The organism is Bordetella ansorpii (genome assembly GCF_900078705.1).
Lineage (GTDB): Bacteria > Pseudomonadota > Gammaproteobacteria > Burkholderiales > Burkholderiaceae_B > Bordetella > Bordetella ansorpii_A.
Genome location: NZ_FKIF01000006.1, coordinates 333,348 through 349,907 on the forward strand (window position 1 = coordinate 333,348; position 16,560 = coordinate 349,907).

General features: G+C 68.6%; 14 protein-coding genes and 1 pseudogene. 8 read left to right on the forward strand and 7 right to left on the reverse strand.

Going from position 1 to position 16,560, the window contains the following annotated elements; genetic code table 11:
- The first annotated feature begins 53 nt into the window (after window positions 1-53).
- Window positions 54-398, forward strand: coding sequence for a hypothetical protein (locus tag A6745_RS11915; protein ID WP_066127243.1), 345 nt, complete (start codon window positions 54-56; stop codon window positions 396-398).
- A 135-nt stretch (window positions 399-533) separates the two neighbouring features.
- On the opposite strand, the gene A6745_RS11920 is transcribed toward A6745_RS11915, so the two are convergent.
- On the reverse strand, window positions 534-998 hold the full coding sequence (locus tag A6745_RS11920) for a MarR family winged helix-turn-helix transcriptional regulator (protein ID WP_197488142.1): 465 nt from the start codon (window positions 996-998) through the stop codon (window positions 534-536).
- 276 nt (window positions 999-1,274) lie between these two features.
- On the opposite strand from A6745_RS11920, the gene A6745_RS11925 reads away from it, so the two are divergent.
- From A6745_RS11925 to A6745_RS11950, 6 genes are all read left to right on the forward strand, one after another.
- Window positions 1,275-2,606, forward strand: coding sequence for an MATE family efflux transporter (locus tag A6745_RS11925; RefSeq protein ID WP_066128756.1), 1,332 nt, complete (start codon window positions 1,275-1,277; stop codon window positions 2,604-2,606).
- Between the two features lie 206 nt (window positions 2,607-2,812).
- Entirely contained in the window at window positions 2,813-3,700 is an 888-nt protein-coding gene (locus A6745_RS11930; RefSeq protein WP_066127246.1) for an NAD(P)-dependent oxidoreductase, read from the forward strand.
- A 99-nt stretch (window positions 3,701-3,799) separates the two neighbouring features.
- On the forward strand, window positions 3,800-4,381 hold the full coding sequence (locus tag A6745_RS11935) for an amino acid synthesis family protein (RefSeq protein ID WP_066127252.1): 582 nt from the start codon (window positions 3,800-3,802) through the stop codon (window positions 4,379-4,381).
- A 77-nt stretch (window positions 4,382-4,458) separates the two neighbouring features.
- Complete coding sequence (locus tag A6745_RS11940) at window positions 4,459-5,424, forward strand: Bug family tripartite tricarboxylate transporter substrate binding protein (protein WP_082853032.1); 966 nt, start codon at window positions 4,459-4,461, stop codon at window positions 5,422-5,424.
- A gap of 46 nt (window positions 5,425-5,470) precedes the next feature.
- The gene (locus tag A6745_RS11945; RefSeq protein WP_066127256.1) at window positions 5,471-6,424 is read left to right on the forward strand and encodes a 2-hydroxyacid dehydrogenase; all 954 of its coding nucleotides are present in this window, start codon (window positions 5,471-5,473) and stop codon (window positions 6,422-6,424) included.
- Between the two features lies 1 nt (window position 6,425).
- Entirely contained in the window at window positions 6,426-7,871 is a 1,446-nt protein-coding gene (locus A6745_RS11950; RefSeq protein ID WP_066127260.1) for an aldehyde dehydrogenase family protein, read from the forward strand.
- 32 nt (window positions 7,872-7,903) lie between these two features.
- Here A6745_RS11950 and A6745_RS11955 read toward each other — a convergent pair whose 3' ends face one another.
- Window positions 7,904-8,272: a hypothetical protein gene (locus A6745_RS11955; protein WP_066127261.1), complete on the reverse strand. Its 369-nt coding sequence runs from the start codon at window positions 8,270-8,272 to the stop codon at window positions 7,904-7,906.
- Here A6745_RS11955 and A6745_RS11960 point away from each other — a divergent pair.
- Window positions 8,271-9,179 (forward strand): LysR family transcriptional regulator, encoded by a 909-nt coding sequence (locus tag A6745_RS11960; RefSeq protein WP_066127264.1) that lies wholly within the window; start codon window positions 8,271-8,273, stop codon window positions 9,177-9,179. The two genes, A6745_RS11955 and A6745_RS11960, sit on opposite strands and share 2 nt — an antisense overlap.
- A 560-nt stretch (window positions 9,180-9,739) precedes the next feature.
- Here the strand turns inward: A6745_RS11960 and A6745_RS11965 are convergent.
- From A6745_RS11965 to A6745_RS11985, 5 genes and pseudogenes are all read right to left on the reverse strand, one after another.
- Window positions 9,740-11,536, reverse strand: coding sequence for a gamma-glutamyltransferase family protein (locus A6745_RS11965; protein WP_066127267.1), 1,797 nt, complete (start codon window positions 11,534-11,536; stop codon window positions 9,740-9,742).
- Window positions 11,537-11,556: 20 nt separating this feature from the next.
- Window positions 11,557-13,059: an ABC transporter substrate-binding protein gene (locus A6745_RS11970; protein ID WP_066127270.1), complete on the reverse strand. Its 1,503-nt coding sequence runs from the start codon at window positions 13,057-13,059 to the stop codon at window positions 11,557-11,559.
- A 227-nt stretch (window positions 13,060-13,286) separates the two neighbouring features.
- A pseudogene (gene zigA, locus A6745_RS11975) lies at window positions 13,287-14,496 on the reverse strand (zinc metallochaperone GTPase ZigA).
- A 214-nt stretch (window positions 14,497-14,710) separates the two neighbouring features.
- Window positions 14,711-15,670, reverse strand: coding sequence for a Bug family tripartite tricarboxylate transporter substrate binding protein (locus A6745_RS11980; protein WP_066127273.1), 960 nt, complete (start codon window positions 15,668-15,670; stop codon window positions 14,711-14,713).
- Window positions 15,671-15,772: 102 nt separating this feature from the next.
- Entirely contained in the window at window positions 15,773-16,486 is a 714-nt protein-coding gene (locus A6745_RS11985) for a PIG-L deacetylase family protein (RefSeq protein WP_066127276.1), read from the reverse strand.
- Between the last annotated feature and the right edge of the window lie 74 nt (window positions 16,487-16,560).

The window sequence follows — 16,560 nt, forward strand, 5'->3', positions numbered from 1 at the left end:
CTGGACGCAGGCTGCCGAGGGCGGCCACGACTCAATCCAGAAAGGAGCACGGAATGCAGCAACCTCTTGCCGTCAAACATCGTCGCGTCATGGCATGCGCATTGTCGATGGCCCTGCAGGGCATGGTCCTGACAGGGTGCATGTCGGGCGCGGAGCGTCGACAGATGAACCTCCAGACCGACGCGAGCACCTGCCAGAGTTATGGCGCTTCCTACGGCTCGCCGGCCTATACGGCCTGCATGCTCGAACAACAGCATCGGCGTGACACCCAGCAACGGGATTCGCTCGAACGCACCCAGATGACGACGGATATTGCAAGGGACGCGCAGATCATGGCCGACCGCGCTCGCAAGGACCGCTGCGATCGCGATCCCGACCGGCGCGAGTGCCGGCGCTGACGCCGTCCCCCGTGCTCGGCACGCGCCAGCCGCCAGCGCCGGGTCCGACAGCCGCCACGGGGCCCGTTTCCAGGCAACGGCCGGGTTCTTCAGCAGGCGCCTCGTCCCGGGTGCCCGCTGGCGTTCCGGGCGCGCCTAGGTTCCGTCACGAAAGCGTTGGGCAAACCCGGGGGACGCGATCACATCGAGCACGGCACGCAGTTGCCCCGCATGCTCCGCGCCGAAAGCGGCCTCGAAGCGCTGGTGCGCGCCGCTCCACAACACCTGCGCCTGCTCGAACCTGGCACGGCCGGCGGCGGTCAGCCGCACGCGGCGGCTGCGCCGGTCGTGCTCGTCGGGAGTCACCTCGACCAGGCCTTCTTTCTGCAGCGCGCGCAGCGTGTGGCCCAGCGCGGAAAGGTCCATCACCAGCAGCTCGGCCATGCGCCCCACCAGCGGCGCGCCGCCCGCGCGATCGATCTGCGACAGGATCGAATACTGCGTGGCGCGCAGGCCCACGGGCTCCAGCGCGTCGTCGTACAGCTGGCCGACGCGGCGCGTGGCCCGGCGCAGCGCGGAATTGGTGCAGATGCTGACTCGCAGCGCGTCGGTGTCGTCCATGGAATTTCCTGGCTACGGGGGCTACGGGGCGCTACCGGGCGGCGCCCGCCTCGCCCATCACCGCCATTCTGCCAGCGATGGCCTCGCGCGGCGGGGCAGAGCGCAGCCGGATGCGTCGACACGATTGACGGATCAAACAACGCGATTCAATAATACTGGTATATACCAATATTTGCTTCGATCAACGTCCCTTCCCTCTCCGAGGTCTCACGCGTGAATGCCTCCCCCGCCGCGGCGCCCATGGCCGCCAAGCCCCACAACCCGCGGCTGAACGCGATGTTGCAGGCCCCCATCCTGCCCACGCTGCTGCGCATGAGCTGGCCCAACCTGCTGATGCTGCTGGCGCAGTCGGGCGCGGCGCTGGTCGAGACCTGGTTCATCTCGCGGCTGGGCACCGATGCCCTGGCCGGCGTGGCGCTGGTGACGCCGTTGCTGATGCTGATGCAGAACATGTCGCAGGGCGCCATGGGCGGCGGCATCTCGTCGGCGGTGGCCCGGGCCTTGGGCGCCGGCCGGCACGAGACGGCCGACAGCCTGGTGCTGCACGCGCTGGTCATCAACCTGATCCTGGGCCTGCTGTTCACGGCGCTGTTCCTTCTGCTGGGCCGGCAGATCTACACCGCGCTGGGGGCGCATGGCGCGGCGCTGGACGCCGCGCTGACCTATTCCGACGTGCTGTTCGGCGGCGTCGTGCTGATGTGGCTGATGAACGCCCTGGCCAGCACGGTGCGCGGCACCGGGAACATGATGGTGCCGGGCGCCGTCATCTGCGGCGGCGCGCTGCTGGTGGTGCCGCTGTCGCCGTGCCTGATCTTCGGGCTGGGCCCCTTCCCTGCGCTGGGCATCGCGGGCGGCGCGTGGGCGCTGCTGTGCTACTACGGCCTGGGCGCGGCGGTACTGGCGTGGTACTGCGCCAGCGGCCGCAACGCCGCGCGCCTGCGCCGCGGGCCGCTGCGGGGCGCGCTGTTGCGCGACATCCTGTCGGTGGGCGGCTTCGCCGCGCTGAATCCGTTGCTGACCAACGGCCTGATCGCGGCCGTCACCGCGCTGGTGGGTGCGTATGCGGGCACGGCGGCGCTGGCGGGCTTCGGCACCGCGGCGCGGCTCGAGTACCTGCTGATTCCCATCGCCTTCGGGCTGGGCGCGCCGATGGTCGCCATGGTGGCGGCCAACATCGGCGCAGGCCAGCCGCAACGCGCCGTGCGGGCGGCGCTGACCGGCGGCGCGATCGCCTTCGCGCTGGGCGAGTGCCTGGGCATCGCCGCCGCGCTGTGGCCGCACGCCTGGCTGCGCCTGTTCGGCGACGATCCGGGCATGCTGGCCGCGGGCAGCACCTACCTGCACATCGTGGGTCCCTTCTATGGATTCTTCTCGATGGGCTTCGCCATGTACTTCGCCTCGCAGGGCGCGGGCCGGCTGATGTGGCCCTTGCTGGCCGGTGTCATCCGGCTGGCGGTGGCGGTGGTTGGGGGGTGGATCGTGCTGCGGCTCACGGGATCGCTCGGGGGACTGTTCGCGATGACGGCGCTGGCGATGGTGCTGTACGGCTGCGTGGTGCTGCGGGCGGTGGCGGCGCCGGGATGGGCAAGGACCGATACGCGGCGCTGAAAGCGCCCATCCGCGCGGATGGCAACCGCCGATTCTCGACCGTCGGCCGGCGGCGTCCGTGCGCCTCGTGCGGGATTTCCCCCCAACGATTAACCGAAGGTTATATCCCACGGCCGAATCGGCACTGGCCGCGAGGCGGCGCCGTTCCTACCATGTCGGCATTGACCTCGCGCTGAAAGCGAGGCGGACATGGAGACAGCCGCATCATGAAAATAGGTTTGATCGGGGTAGGCAACATCGGCGTGCACTTCGCCACGCGCCTCTTGGCCGCCGGCCATGAATTGCGGGTGCATGACCGCAGCGCGGCCGCCGTGGAACGGCTGACGGCCAAGGGCGCCATCGCCATGGCCAATGCGCGCGAACTGGCCTCGCAGGTCGAGATCGTGCTGCTGTGCCTGCCCATGCCGAAGGTCGTGGCCGACGTGGCGGCCGAGGTCGCCCAGGGCAGCAAGGTCCGGATCGTGGTGGACCTGTCCACCACCGGTCCCACGGTGACGCAGGAAGTCGATGCGCTGCTGCGGCAGCGCAACATCGCGCTGGTGGGCGCGCCCGTCAGCGGCGGCACCGCCAATGCCGAGAAAGGCACGCTGGCCGTCATGCCGGCCGGCCCGGAAGCCGCCTTCAAGACCGTGGAGCCTCTTCTGCGTGTCATCGGCAAGAACATCTTCTATCTGGGCGCCGATCCGAGCCTGGGCCAGACCATGAAGATCATCAACAACACGCTGTACGCCACCAGCCTGATCGCCAGCTCCGAGGCACTGGTGTACGGCGTGAAGGCCGGCCTGGATCCCCAGGCCATGCTGGACGTGATCAACGTCTCCAGCGGCCGCTCGTTCGCCACGCTCGAACGCATTCCCCAATGCGTGCTGGACCGCAGCTTCCCCGTGCGCTTCACCACCACGCTGCTGCACAAGGACGTGAAGATGTGCATGGACGAGGCCGAGCGGCTGGGCGTACCCATGCGCGTCAATCCCGTCGCGCGCCAGTTCCTGGCCTTCGCCATCAGCCAGGGCGACGGCGAGCTGGACAACGCCGCCACCATCCGCCACATCGAGCGCTGGGCCGGCGTGGAATTCGGCGCCAAGCCCGACTGATTTCCTCACCTTTCCGATAGACGTACCGACGCGGGCCAGGCCCGGGCCGGCGGGTTCGCTCGCTGGCGGGCGAGCCCCGCACACAACCTGGAGCAAGACATGTCCCTCATCAAGATCCGCAAGAAACTGCTGAACGTCGAGAGCATCTACCACGAAGGCGGCCCGGCCCGCACCGAGCCCATCAAGATGGCCTCGCTGGCCGTGGTGCTGCGGAACCCTTACGCGGGCCGCTACGTGGAGGACCTGTCCCAACTGGTCAAGGACGCCACGGAACTGGCCAAGATGCTGGTGCCCGAATTGCTGGCCGCCGTGGGCGGCGCGGACAAAGTGCAGGCCTACGGCAAGGGCGCCATCGTGGGCCTGAACGGCGAACTGGAGCACGGCGCCATCTGGCACGAGGCCGGCGGCTGGTCGATGCGCGCCGAACTGCCCCAGGCCAAGTCCATCGTTCCCGCCGCCAAGGTCGTGGCGTCGGCCGGCACGCGCCTGCAGATTCCGCTGCATCACATCGAGGCCTGCTACGTGCGCAGCCACTTCAGCACGCTGGACGTGGGCACCATCGACGGCCCGCGCCCCGACGAACTACTGTACGCCCTGGTCGTGTCCACCGGCGGCCGCGTGCATGAACGCCTGGGCGGCCTGCGCGCGGACAAGATCTCGGTCGGCGACGGCCAGCGCTGAACGCGCGCCCCGCGGAGGCGGCCGGCCACGCATGCCGGCGCCCCGCTGAATCAATAAAAACGTAACGGAGACAACCCATGACTCGTTTTGCCCGCCTCTTGCCGATGCTCGCGTCGGCCCTGTTCGCCTGCTCCGCCGCGCATGCCGCCGAATGGCCCACGCGCCCCATCACCCTGATCGTGCCCTTCGCCGTCGGCGGCAGCACGGACGCCACCGCGCGCCTGCTGGCCGAACGGCTGGGCAAGGAGCTGAACCAGCCGGTGGTGGTGGACAACCGCCCCGGCGCGGGCGGCAACATCGGCGGCGCGCTGGTCGCCAAGGCCGCGCCCGATGGCTACACCTTGCTGCTGGCCACCAGCACCATGACCACCAACGTCTCGCTGTACAAGAACATGGGCTTCGATGTACGCAAGGATCTGGTGCCGGTGTCGCAGGTCGCGCTGATTCCCAACGTGCTGGTCGTCAACAAGGACATGCCGGCGGGCAACCTGAGCGAGTTCGTGAGCTACGTGCGCGGCGACAAGGGGCCGGTGAACTACGGTTCCGCCGGCAACGGCAGCTCGCAGCACCTGTCGGGCGCGCTGTTCAACAACATGGCGCAGGGCCACATGACGCACGTGCCGTACAAGGGCGGCGCGCCGGCCAACACCGACCTGCTGGCAGGCCAGATACAGGCCGTGTTCGCGCCACTGGTCGAGGTACTGCCCTTCATCGACGGCGGCAAGTTGCGCGCCCTGGCGGTGACCACGCAGGAACGCTCGCCCCGCCTGCCCGACGTGCCCGCCGTGCGCGAAGCCTTGCCCGGCTACGAGGTCGTGCTGTGGAATGGGGTCTTCGCGCCGGCCGGTACGCCCCCTCAGGTCACGGACAAACTGGCCGGGGCCATCCGCTCGGTGACGCAGGACGCGTCGGTGCGCAAGACGCTGGCCGACCAGGGTTCGATTCCGGTGGGCAGCGATCCGGCTTCGTTCAAGAAAGTGGTGGACAGCGAGATCGAGAAATGGGGCAAGCTGGTGCAGGTCTCCGGCGCCCGTATCGATTGACGTCGCCACGAGTCCCGACCCCTTTCTTCAGTCCGACACGTAGACCATGAAACCTCTGTTGCTCGTTCTCGTATTCCTCTCAGAAGAACACCGCGCGCTGGTATCCGAACGCTTCGACATGCTGTATGCGCCCAACGACAAGCTGGGCGCCGACCGCGGCAGGGGCGCCGCGCAGATCGCCGAGCGGGGCCAGGACATCCGCTTCGTGCTGACCAATGGCACGAACGGCCTGCTGGCCAGCGAGATCGAGGCCCTGCCCAAGCTCGAATTGATCTGCACCGTGGGCGTGGGTTTCGAGAACGTCGACCTGGCCGCGGCCAGCGAACGCGGCATTCCGGTGTGCAATGCCGCGGGCACCAACGACGCGGCGGTGGCCGATCACGCCATGGCCATCCTGCTGGCGGCGATCCGCAGGCTGCCGTTCCTGAACGCGGGCGTGCGCCACGGCCTGTGGCGCGACGACATCCCGCGTCCGCCGCACGTCTCGGGACGCCGCATGGGCATCTTCGGCCTGGGCGCCATCGGGCGCCAGATCGCGCGCCGCGCGCTGGGCTTCGACATGGAGATCGGCTATCACAGCCGCACGCGGCGCGACGAGCTGGGCTTCGCGTGGTTCGACGACATCGTGTCGCTGGCGCGCTGGTGCGATTTCCTGGTCATCGCGGCGCCCGGCGGCAAGGCCACCTACCACGTGGTCAACCGCGAGGTGCTGGACGCGCTGGGCCCGCAGGGCGTCGTGGTGAACGTGGCGCGCGGCACGCTGGTCGACACGCAGGCCGTGGCCGATGCGCTGCGCGACCAGCGTATCTTCGCCGCCGCGCTGGACGTCTACGAGAACGAGCCCGTGCCGCCCGCCGCGCTGCTGGAATTCGACAACGCGGTCCTGACGCCGCACATCGGCGGCATCTCGCCGCAGGCCATCCATGCGTCGGTCGTGCGTTTCCTGGAGAACGCCGGACAGCATCTGGCCGGCAAGCCGCTGCTGACCCGGGTGAACTGACATGGCCCACGACAACCTGATCGGCGGCGCCTGGGTGCGCGGCGCCCACTATGGAATCAACCGCAATCCCTCGGATCCCGATGACATGATCGGCGAGTACGCGCAGGCCGACGCCGCGCAACTGTCGGCGGCGGTGCAGGCCGCGCAGGCCGCCTTTCCCGCCTGGTCCACCGGCGGCGTGCAGGCCCGCGCCGATGCGCTGGACCGTATCGGCGCCGAGATCCTGGCGCGGCGCGACGAGCTAGGCGAATTGCTGGCGCGCGAGGAAGGCAAGACCCGGCCCGAGGCCATCGCCGAGGTCACGCGCGCAGGCTATATCTTCCGCTACTTCGGCGCGCAGTGCGTGCGCCTGGCCGGCCAGCTGCTGCCGTCCGTGCGGCCCGGCGTGGGCGTGGAGATCACGCGGGAACCCATGGGCGTCGTGGGCCTGATCACGCCCTGGAATTTTCCCATCGCGATCCCCGCCTGGAAGATCGCGCCCGCCCTGGCCTACGGCAACTGCGTGGTCTTCAAGCCCGCCGACCTGGTGCCCGCCTCGGCCTGGGCGCTGGCCGAGATCATCCATCGCAGCGGCATCCCCGCGGGCGTGTTCAACCTGGCAATGGGACGCGGAAGCGTCATGGGCGATGCCCTGGTCACGCATCCCGGCATCGCGGCCATCAGCTTTACCGGCTCGGTCGATGTGGGCCGGCGCATTGCGGTGCAATGCGCCCAGCATGGCAAGAAGGTGCAACTGGAGATGGGCGGCAAGAACCCGCAGGTGGTGCTGGACGATGCCGATCTGGGCCAGGCCGTGGAGCTCTGCGTGCAGAGCGCGTTCTTCTCGACCGGGCAACGCTGCACGGCTTCCAGCCGGCTGATCGTCACCGACGGCATCCACGACCGCTTCGTGGCCGCGATGACCGAGCGCATGGCCTCGCTGCGCGTGGGCGACGCCCTCGCGGCGGACACGCAGATCGGTCCGGCCGCCAGCGCGGCCCAGCAGGAACAGGACCTGCGCTACATCGAGATCGCGCGGGCGGAAGGCGCGCGCCTGGCGGTGGGTGGCAGCCGCGCAACCTGTCATACGGGCAGTGGCAAACCCGGCTATTTCGTGACGCCCACGCTGTTCACGGACACCACGCCGGCCATGCGAATCAACCGCGAGGAAGTCTTTGGGCCGGTGGCCAGCGTGATCCGCGTGCGCGGCTACGAGGAAGCGCTGGACGTGGCCAACGACACGGCGTTCGGCCTGTCCGCCGGCATCGCCACCGCCAGCCTGAAGCACGCCACGCATTTCAAGCGGCACGCGCAAGCCGGCATGGTGATGGTCAACCTGCCGACGGCGGGCGTGGATTATCACGTGCCTTTCGGCGGCCGCAAGGGATCCAGTTACGGCCCGCGCGAACAAGGGCAGTACGCGCAGGAATTCTTCACGACGGTGAAGACGGCCTACACCCTGGCCTGACGTCCGCCTTACCCCGCGCGGCGGGCGTGCCGCTACAGGTTGAATTGCGGCCCGCGGTGGAAGGTCACGATGGAACAGACGCAACCGCGGACCTGCGGCGCAGGGTCGCGCATCGGCTGGGCGAAGCGCTGGATGTGGACGTTGCGGCAGGCGCGGCGATGCGCACGTGGCAGTCGCGGTTGTGGGTCATCCCGCCGGCAGAAGCCGGCGATCCTCTTTTCCTCGGCGAGGTACGCGTCGCAGAAACTGTGGATCTCGCCCAGTCCGGCGCGCGGGCCCGCATGCCGGACGGCTATGGCAGAATTGACAGCGTCATCCGGCGCGCGGCCGATGCCGCGCGGCCAAGCCGGCGCAGGCACCGCGCACCGATCCAGTCCGCGCACAAGACCCATGACGACCATGAACTTTCGCCTGCGCCAGATGGAAGTGTTCCGAGCCGTGATGCTGACCGGCTCGATCAACGGGGCCTCCAAACTGCTGTTCATCTCGCAACCCGCCGTCAGCCGGCTGGTGGCGCATACCGAGCAGACGTTGGGGTTGAAGCTGTTCAACCGGGTCAAGGGCAAACTGGTGCCCACGCCCGAGAGCACCGCCCTGTTCCGCGAAGTCGAGGACTTCTATCAACACGCCCTGCGCGTGGATGCGTTCTCGCGCAACCTGGCCAAGGGGCCCTCCGGGATGCTGCGCATCAGCGCCAGCCCGAGCCTGAGCAAGGGGCTGCTGCCGCGCACCATCACGCGCTTCATGAAGCGCTATCCCGACATCCGCCTGCATTTCCATGAAACGCTGCTGGCCGACATGGCGCAAGAGGTGCTGAGCAACAAGGTCGACCTGGCCGTGTCGGTGCTGCCCGTGGAACACGCCAACCTGGAAGCCGAACCATTCGACGAAGGACGCATGGTGTGCGTGGTGCCGCGCGGCCACGAGCTGGGACAGCAGCGCCAGGTCAGCTTCACCGATCTGGCGCGCTATCCGCTGATCGTGCACGATCCCGGCATCGCCTTCGGACAGATCCTGGCCGCCGCGTGCCGCAAGGCCAACGTCGCCATCCACCCGCACGTGGACATCCACCAGACGGACGTGGCCTGCGCATTGGTGCGCGCGGGCGCGGGCATCGCGATGGTGGACGAGTACACGGTGGCGGGCCTGGCCTGGGCCGACCTGCAGGTGTTGACGCTGGCCGAGGAGATCAAGCTCACCCCCAGCGTGGTGCGCTCACGCTTCGACAACGGAACGTCGCATGCCGAGAAGTTCGTGGCGGTGCTTCGGGAACAGTCTGACAGTGACCGGAAAGCGCAGGGTCTGTAGGAGTGTTTGAGTTCTTGAGCCGCCTGTGCCTGTCAGCGGGGCCGCGCCGGCCAAGTCGTCGGGCTCGGGCGCGCCAGCAGGCGCCCTCGGCCGCTACGCGGCTGCCCCTCCTCCAATTGGCCGTCACGGCCCCGCTGACAGGCACAGGAGGCAAGCGCGTCATGCCCACATCCGGACGACACCGTCGATCCCACAGGCGGTTGAGTTCTTGGCAAAGAGGCAATCACCGCCACTGGGGAAGGATGGAGGCAACCCGCCTCATGCGACCGGCGACTCAACTACGCACCAACGTCCAAGACAACAGCGCCGAGCCAGCACCTCGCCACGCAAGAAGCGTGTTTTCCGATTCCCCCAGCCCACGATGATTGGGACCGTCGCCTTTCGACGCCGGTAGTCCTCGGGGAGGGGTGCACTCGCCCGTGACGGCCAATTGGAGGAGGGGCAGTCCCGCGTAGCGGGACCGCGGGCGCCTGCTGGCGCGCCCGAGCCCGACGACTTGGCCGGCGCGGGCGAGTGCGCCCCTCCCCGAGGACGGCCTACAGCAAACCACTCCCCCACCCTCACCGCCCCACCGCATAAGCCTGCATCAGCCGAGGCGTCGCCGCCGCATGCAGGATGCCGTCCTCGTCGCGCGTGGCGGCTGTCAGCCTGCCCACCGACCATTCGGGCGCCTCTTCCACCTGATGGCCGCGTGCGCGCAGGTCGGCCAGTACGTCCGCGCCGAACGAGGTTTCGGCCGCCAGGTGGCCCGGCTTGCGGTCGCGCGGGTAGAACGAGCTGGGGAAGTGCATGGTGTGCGACATCGGCTGGTCGATGGCTTCCTGCAGGTTCAGGCCATGGTGCACGTGGCGCAGGAACAGCAGCAGTTGCCATTGCTCCTGCTGGTCGCCGCCCGGCGTGCCGAACACCATGTAGGGATTGCCGTCGCGCAGCGCCAGCGAGGGCGTCAGCGTGGTGCGCGGGCGCTTGGCGGGCGCCAGCGTGCCCGGCAGGCCGGGTTCCAGCCAGAACATCTGCGCGCGCGTGTTCAGCGCGAAACCCAGTTCGGGCACGATGGGCGAGGACTGGAACCAGCCCCCCGAAGGCGTGGCCGACACCATGTTGCCCCAGCGGTCGATGGCGTCGACGTGCGTCGTGTCGCCGCGCTTGACCGAGGCGCGCATGTCGGCCATGGTCGGCTCGCCCGCGCCGGCCGTGCCCTGCGCCACCTTCGACAGGCGGCCCAGCACGTCCATCACGCGCGCCACCTGCGCCTCGAAGCCCGGCACCATGCCCGGCCGCAGTTCGTGCGAGGCGCGCTCGCCGATCAGCGCGCGGCGCGCCGCGCCGTAGTCGTCGGACAGCAGTTGCGCCAGCGGCACGTCCACGAATGCGGGGTCGCCGTAATAAGCCTCGCGGTCGGCGAAGGCCAGTTTCATGGCCTCGGTGACAAGGTGGATGAACTCGGCGCTGGATGGGCCGGTGTTCCGCAGGTCCATGCCCTTGAGCAGGGCCAGCGTCTGCAGGAAGACCGGCCCCTGGCTCCAGGCGCCCGCCTTGGCCACCGTATAGCCGTGGTAGTCGTAGGTCAGCGGCGCCTCGTAGCTGGCCGACCAGCCGGCCATGTCGTCGGCCGTCAGCACGCCGCGATGCGGCCGGCCGCTTTCGTCCATCACCTCGCGGCGCATGTGGCGGTCGATGGCCTCGGCCACGAAGCCGCGGTAGAACGCATCGCGCGCGGCCTCGATCTGGCGTTCGCGGTCGGCGCCCGCCGCCTCGGCCTCTTGCAGCACGCGCTGCCACGTGCGCGCCAGCGCCGGATTGCGGAACAGCCTGCGCGCCTGGGGCACTGCGCCGCCGGGCACGTAGAGCTCGGCGGTGCTGGGCCAGTGCTGCTCGAAGAAGTCCTTCAGGCCGGCGATGGTGTTGGAGATGCGCGGCATCAGCGCATGGCCGTGCCCGGCGTAGTGGATCGCGGGTTCGAGCACGTCGCGCACCCGCATCGTGCCGTGGTCGCGCAGCATCAGCATCCACGCGTCGAAGGCGCCCGGAATCACCGCGGGCAGCAGGCCGTTGCCCGGGATCAATTCCAGGCCCAGCGCGCGGTAGCCATCCAGCGTGGCGCCGGCAGGGGTGCTGCCCTGCCCGCACAGCACCTCGGTGCGGCCGGTGCGCGCGCTGTGGAACACGATCGGCACTTCGCCCGCCGGCCCCACCAGATGCGGCTCGACCACCTGCAGCACGAAGCCCGAGGCCACGGCGGCGTCGAAGGCGTTGCCGCCACGCTCCAGCATCGCCATGCCGGCCGAACTGGCCAGCCAGTGCGTGGACGTGACGACGCCGAACGTGCCCAGGATCTCGGGGCGCGTGGTGAACATGCGGTGTCCGGATTCCACGATCACTTCCCGGCGATGGTCAGGCCCTTCAGGCGGATCAGGCCGTCGGGATAGGCCACGAAGCCCTTCACCGTCTTCTGCACGCCGAACACCCACGGCAGGTAGTACAGGTAGATGGCGGGGCGGTCGACCTGCATCTTCCGCAGCACCTGCGAATACAGCGCCTTGCGCTGGCCTTCATCGGCGGTGGCCTGCGCGTCGGCGAGCCACTTGTCGACCTCGGGATCGCAATAGCGGCCGTCGTTCAGGTTGCCCTTGCAGCTGACGTACTGGAAGATGTTGCCGCCCGGATCGACCCGGCCCGACCAGCCGGTCTGGCCCACCTCGAAGTCACCGCGCGGCAGCGCGGACTGCAGCGCGGCGAACTCCATCGGACGCAGCGTGATGTCGAAGCCAGCCTCGGCGCCCATGGCCTGCACCAGCTCGTACACCTGCTGCATGGTGGTGTTGTTGCCGTAGGTGATCTCGAACTTCACGCGGTCGTAGCCGGCTTCCTTCAACAGCTTCCTGGCCTTTTCCGGATCACGGCCGGCGTGCTCGACGCTTTTGTCGAAGGCGAAGCTGGCCGGAGGGAACGGCTGGTGCGCGGGCTGGAACATGCCCTCGCCCACCACCTGGTTGATCACGTCGCGGTCGATGGCCAGCTCCAGCGCCTGGCGCACGCGCTTGTCCTTGGCCAGGGGATTGTCGGCGCGCGCGCCATTGGCCAGGTTGACGGCGAACGACTGGAAGCCCAGGCCGGTGACGGCATCCAGCGACAGCTTGGGATCGTCCTTCACGGTCTTGGCGTCGCTGGGAGCGATGCGTTCGACGATATCCAGGCCACCCGCGCGCAGGTTGTTAAGCCGCACCGTGGAATCCGGCATCGGCGTGAACACCACGCGGTCGAAATGGTAGTTGGCCGCGTCCCAGTACTTGGGGAATTTCTCGAGCACGATGCGGTCGTTCTGCACGCGCTCCTTGAACTGGTAGGGCCCGGAGCACACCGGCTTGGCGCCGGGGTCCTTGTCGAAGCTGGCGGGCGACTGCATCATGCCGGCGCGGTCGGACAGCTGCGACAAGAGGCCCGCGTCGGGCCGCTTCAGGCGCAGCACCACGGTGCGCGCGTCGGGGGCCTCGACGCTGGCCACGCTGACCAGCTCGCTCTTGCGGTTGCTGTCGGGCAGCGAGATGGCGCGCTCGAGGTTGGCCTTGACCGAGGCCGCGTCCACCGGCGTGCCGTCGTGATAGAAGGCGCCCTGGCGCAGCTTGAAGGTCAGCGACTTGCCGTCCTCGCTGGTCTGCCACGATTCGGCCAGTTGCGGCACGAACTTCAGGTCGGGCGTGATGTCGACCAGGCGGTCGCACAGCGAGGCGAACACGATACGGCCCACGAACGTGCGCGCGCGCGCCGGGTCCAGCACGTCAGGATCGTCCTGCAGGCCGATGCGTAGGGTGGATTGGGCGGCGGCGGCGCCGCTGGCGAGCAGGCCGGCCGCAGCCAGCGCGAGGCAGATTTTGCGCATGTAGTTTCCCCGGATGACGAGACGAAGCGCCGCGCGGCGACAGAGCCGAGCGGCGCGAAGGCGTTATAGAAACATACTGCGCGATGCGGCGCAAAACCACCCCGGTATGCGCCACCGGGCAGGTCCGCGCCGAGGCGATGCGGCATCGGCGGCAAAGGCAAGGCCGGGCGCCCTGCCACGGTGGCCGGGCCAGGAGAGGCCACCGGCGCAGGAGCGGGTTCAGCGCCCTATCGCTGGTCCCATCCCGTGAATGGGTTGTTCCAGGACTTCCACACCAGCGGGCCGCGCGCCATCTCGGCGTCGCTCAGCAGACAGGCATCCAGCTTGCCGCGCAAGGCCGCCTCGTCCATGCCGATGCCGATCAGCACCAGTTCCTGGCGCGCATCGCCGACCTCGTCGGTCCAGCTGTCGCGAATGGCCGCCAGGTACTCCGGGTCCTCCGGCCACTGGTCGGGCGGCACGGCGGCCCACCAATACCCCGCCGCGCCATGCCGCGCCACGGCCCCCGCCTGAGACCACGACCCCGCCATCTCGGGGTGGCTGGCCAGCCAGAAGTGGCCCTTGGAGCGCACTACACCGGGCCATTCCTGTTGCACCAGCGCGAAGAAGCGTTCGGGATGGAAGGGCCGGCGCGACCGGTAGACGAAGCTGTGGATACCGTATTCCTCGGTTTCCGGCGTGTGCTCGCCGCGCAGTTCGCGCAACCAGCCCGGCGCCTTGGAGGCTTCGGCGAAATCGAACAGGCCGGTGTCCAGCACGCGGTCCAGCGGCACGCGGCCGAACTCGGCAGTCTCGATGCGGGCGCGCGGATTCAGCCTGGACAGGATGGCCATCAGGCGATCGCGGTCTTCTTCGCTCACCAGGTCCATCTTGTTCAGCACGATGACGTCGCAGAACTCGACCTGCTCGATCAGCAGATCCACCACCGTGCGCTCGTCCTCCTCGCCCAGCGATTCGCCGCGTGCCTGCAATTTCCTGCGAGCCGTAGTCGCGCAGGAAATTGCAGGCGTCCACCACGGTGACCATGGTGTCCAGGCGCGCGATGTCGCCCAGGCTGCGGCCATCCTCGCCTTCGAAGGTGAAGGTCTCGGCCACGGGCAGCGGTTCGGAAATGCCGGTCGATTCGATGACGAGCTGGTCGAAGCGGCCTTCCCGGGCCAGGCGCTCGACCTCCAGCAGCAGGTCCTCGCGCAAGGTACAGCAGATGCAGCCGTTGCTCATCTCGACCAGCTTCTCGTCGGTGCGGGACAGCTCGGCGCCGCCCGCGCGCACCAGCGCGGCGTCGATGTTGACGTCCGACATGTCGTTGACGATGACCGCCACGCGCCGGCCGTCACGGTTGTTCAGGATGTGGTTCAGCAGCGTGGTCTTGCCCGCGCCGAGAAATCCCGACAGGACGGTGACGGGCAGGCGGGAATGGGAGGCGGCAGAGGTCATGGCTTGAATCGAAACGATATAACATATCAATTTAAACCAGAAAGCCGCCCCCTTGGCAAGCAGGTTTCCTGTCTGCCGGGGCGATGAGTCCCGCGCCGAAGCGCCTCATGGCCCCAAGCCCGCCCTGGCGCCAGACACGGGGACTGGCCCGCGCTGGCGCATCGAGGCCGCCGGGCGCGGACCGAATACGGCGGGCGCCCGGCGCGGGCGCAGATCACTCGATCACGATGCCCGCCTGATCGATCAACCTGGCCCACTGGCGTGTGTCGCGCTGCACGATGTCCTTCAACCCGGCCGGCGTGCTGGAGACGAATTCCACGCCCTGCGACGCGAATTTCTCGTTGAGTTCAGGATTCTTCAGGGTCTCGACGACGGCGCGGTTGAGCTTGTCCAGCACCTCGGGCGGCGTGCCAGCCTTGGCGAACAGCGCATACCACGTGGTGTACGACACGCCCGGCAACGTCTGCGAGATCACCGGCAGGCTGGCGGTGTCGCCGCCCTTGCTGGGTGCGCTCATGGCCAGCGCCCTGACCGAGCCCTTGTCGATCATCGGTTTCAGCGAGGGCATGCTGCTGAACAGCGCCTGCACCTGTCCGGACGCCAGGTCGGTCAGCACCTGCGAGGTGCCGCGGTACGGCACGTGCACCACGTCGACCTTGGCCTGGCTCTTGAAAAGCTCCATGCCCAGATGCGCCACGCCGCCCACGCCGGCCGAACCGAAATTCACGCGGCCGGGATGCGCGCGCGCGTAGTCCACGAGGTCCTGCACGGACTTGACCGGCATCTTCGCGTTGACCACCAGCACGTGCGGGCTTTCGGTGAGCAGGCTGATGGGCGCCAGCAGGGACAGCACGTCCTTGCCTTCCATGGCCTTGGACGGAATGGTCATGTTGCCCGAGGCCGGCATCAACAGCGTGTAGCCGTCGGCCTCCTGGCCCAGCACCTGGTTCAGGGCGGGCACGCCATGGCCGCCGCCCGCGTTGACCACCACGACGGGCTGGCCGAGCTTCTGGCCGAACAACTGCGCGAACTCGCGGCCCACCATGTCGGCGGGGCCGCCGGCCGCGAAAGGCACGACCATGCGGATGGGCCGCTCGGGATACTCGGCGCATGCCTGCGTAAAGGGCACGAGGCCCGCGATCAGGGCGCAAGCGCCCAGGTGCTTCTTCAGCATTGTCTTCCTCCTTTTGGAACCTGCTGGAATTCTTTTTATTGGCGGCCATCCCGGCACGGGCCCGCCGGCATCCCTGCCGCGGCCGCCCAGCCAGGACGGCCGCTACCCCACGAACGCCGCGACGACGGCGGGGAAGATGCTCTGGTAGGCCTCGCCGTAGCGCGTGCCGGCGGACTTGCCGCGGCGGCCGGCCTGCGCGCCGCGCTGCAACGCCACGCGCTCGTAGTAGGCCCACAGGTTGCGCTGCGTGGGCATGGCCTGCATGGCCTGCCACTTGGTCTCCCAGACTTCGGTGATGTCCAGCAGCACGTTGGGCTTGAAGCCGCAAAGCTCGGTCTGGTGCGGCTCGAAGCACAGCACCTGGGGCGGCACCACGAAGTCGTCGCCATGGCCCGGCGCCATGGCCTGCATGCGGGCACGCAGCACCATTTCGTAGGTGCGGCAGTGATCGAGGTTGGACGGGTCGTGTTCGGGATGCGTCAGCACCGCCTGCGCCCGCGTGCGGCGCAGCGCCTCGGACACGCGGCGGATCGAATCCGCGGATTCGGGCATCGGGTAATCGCCCAGGTCATGGAAGTCGAGCGACGCCACGCCCAGGATCGCGGCCGCGGCCTGCGCCTCGGCACGGCGCAGGGCCTTGACGGCGTCGCGCTGCACGCCGCCCTGCCAGGCGGCGTTCGATTCGCCGTTCTCGCCGTAGCTCAGGCACACCAGGTGCACGTCCACGCCGCGCCGGGCATGCAGGGCCATCGCCCCGCCGCAACGCCAGACGAAATCGCCGACGTGCGCGGTCACCACGAGTATCGAATCAGCCATCCACTGTCTCCTGAATGAATGAACAGAATTATATTTTCTTGAAACATCGTTGTACTCTGTACAATAGCCTAATA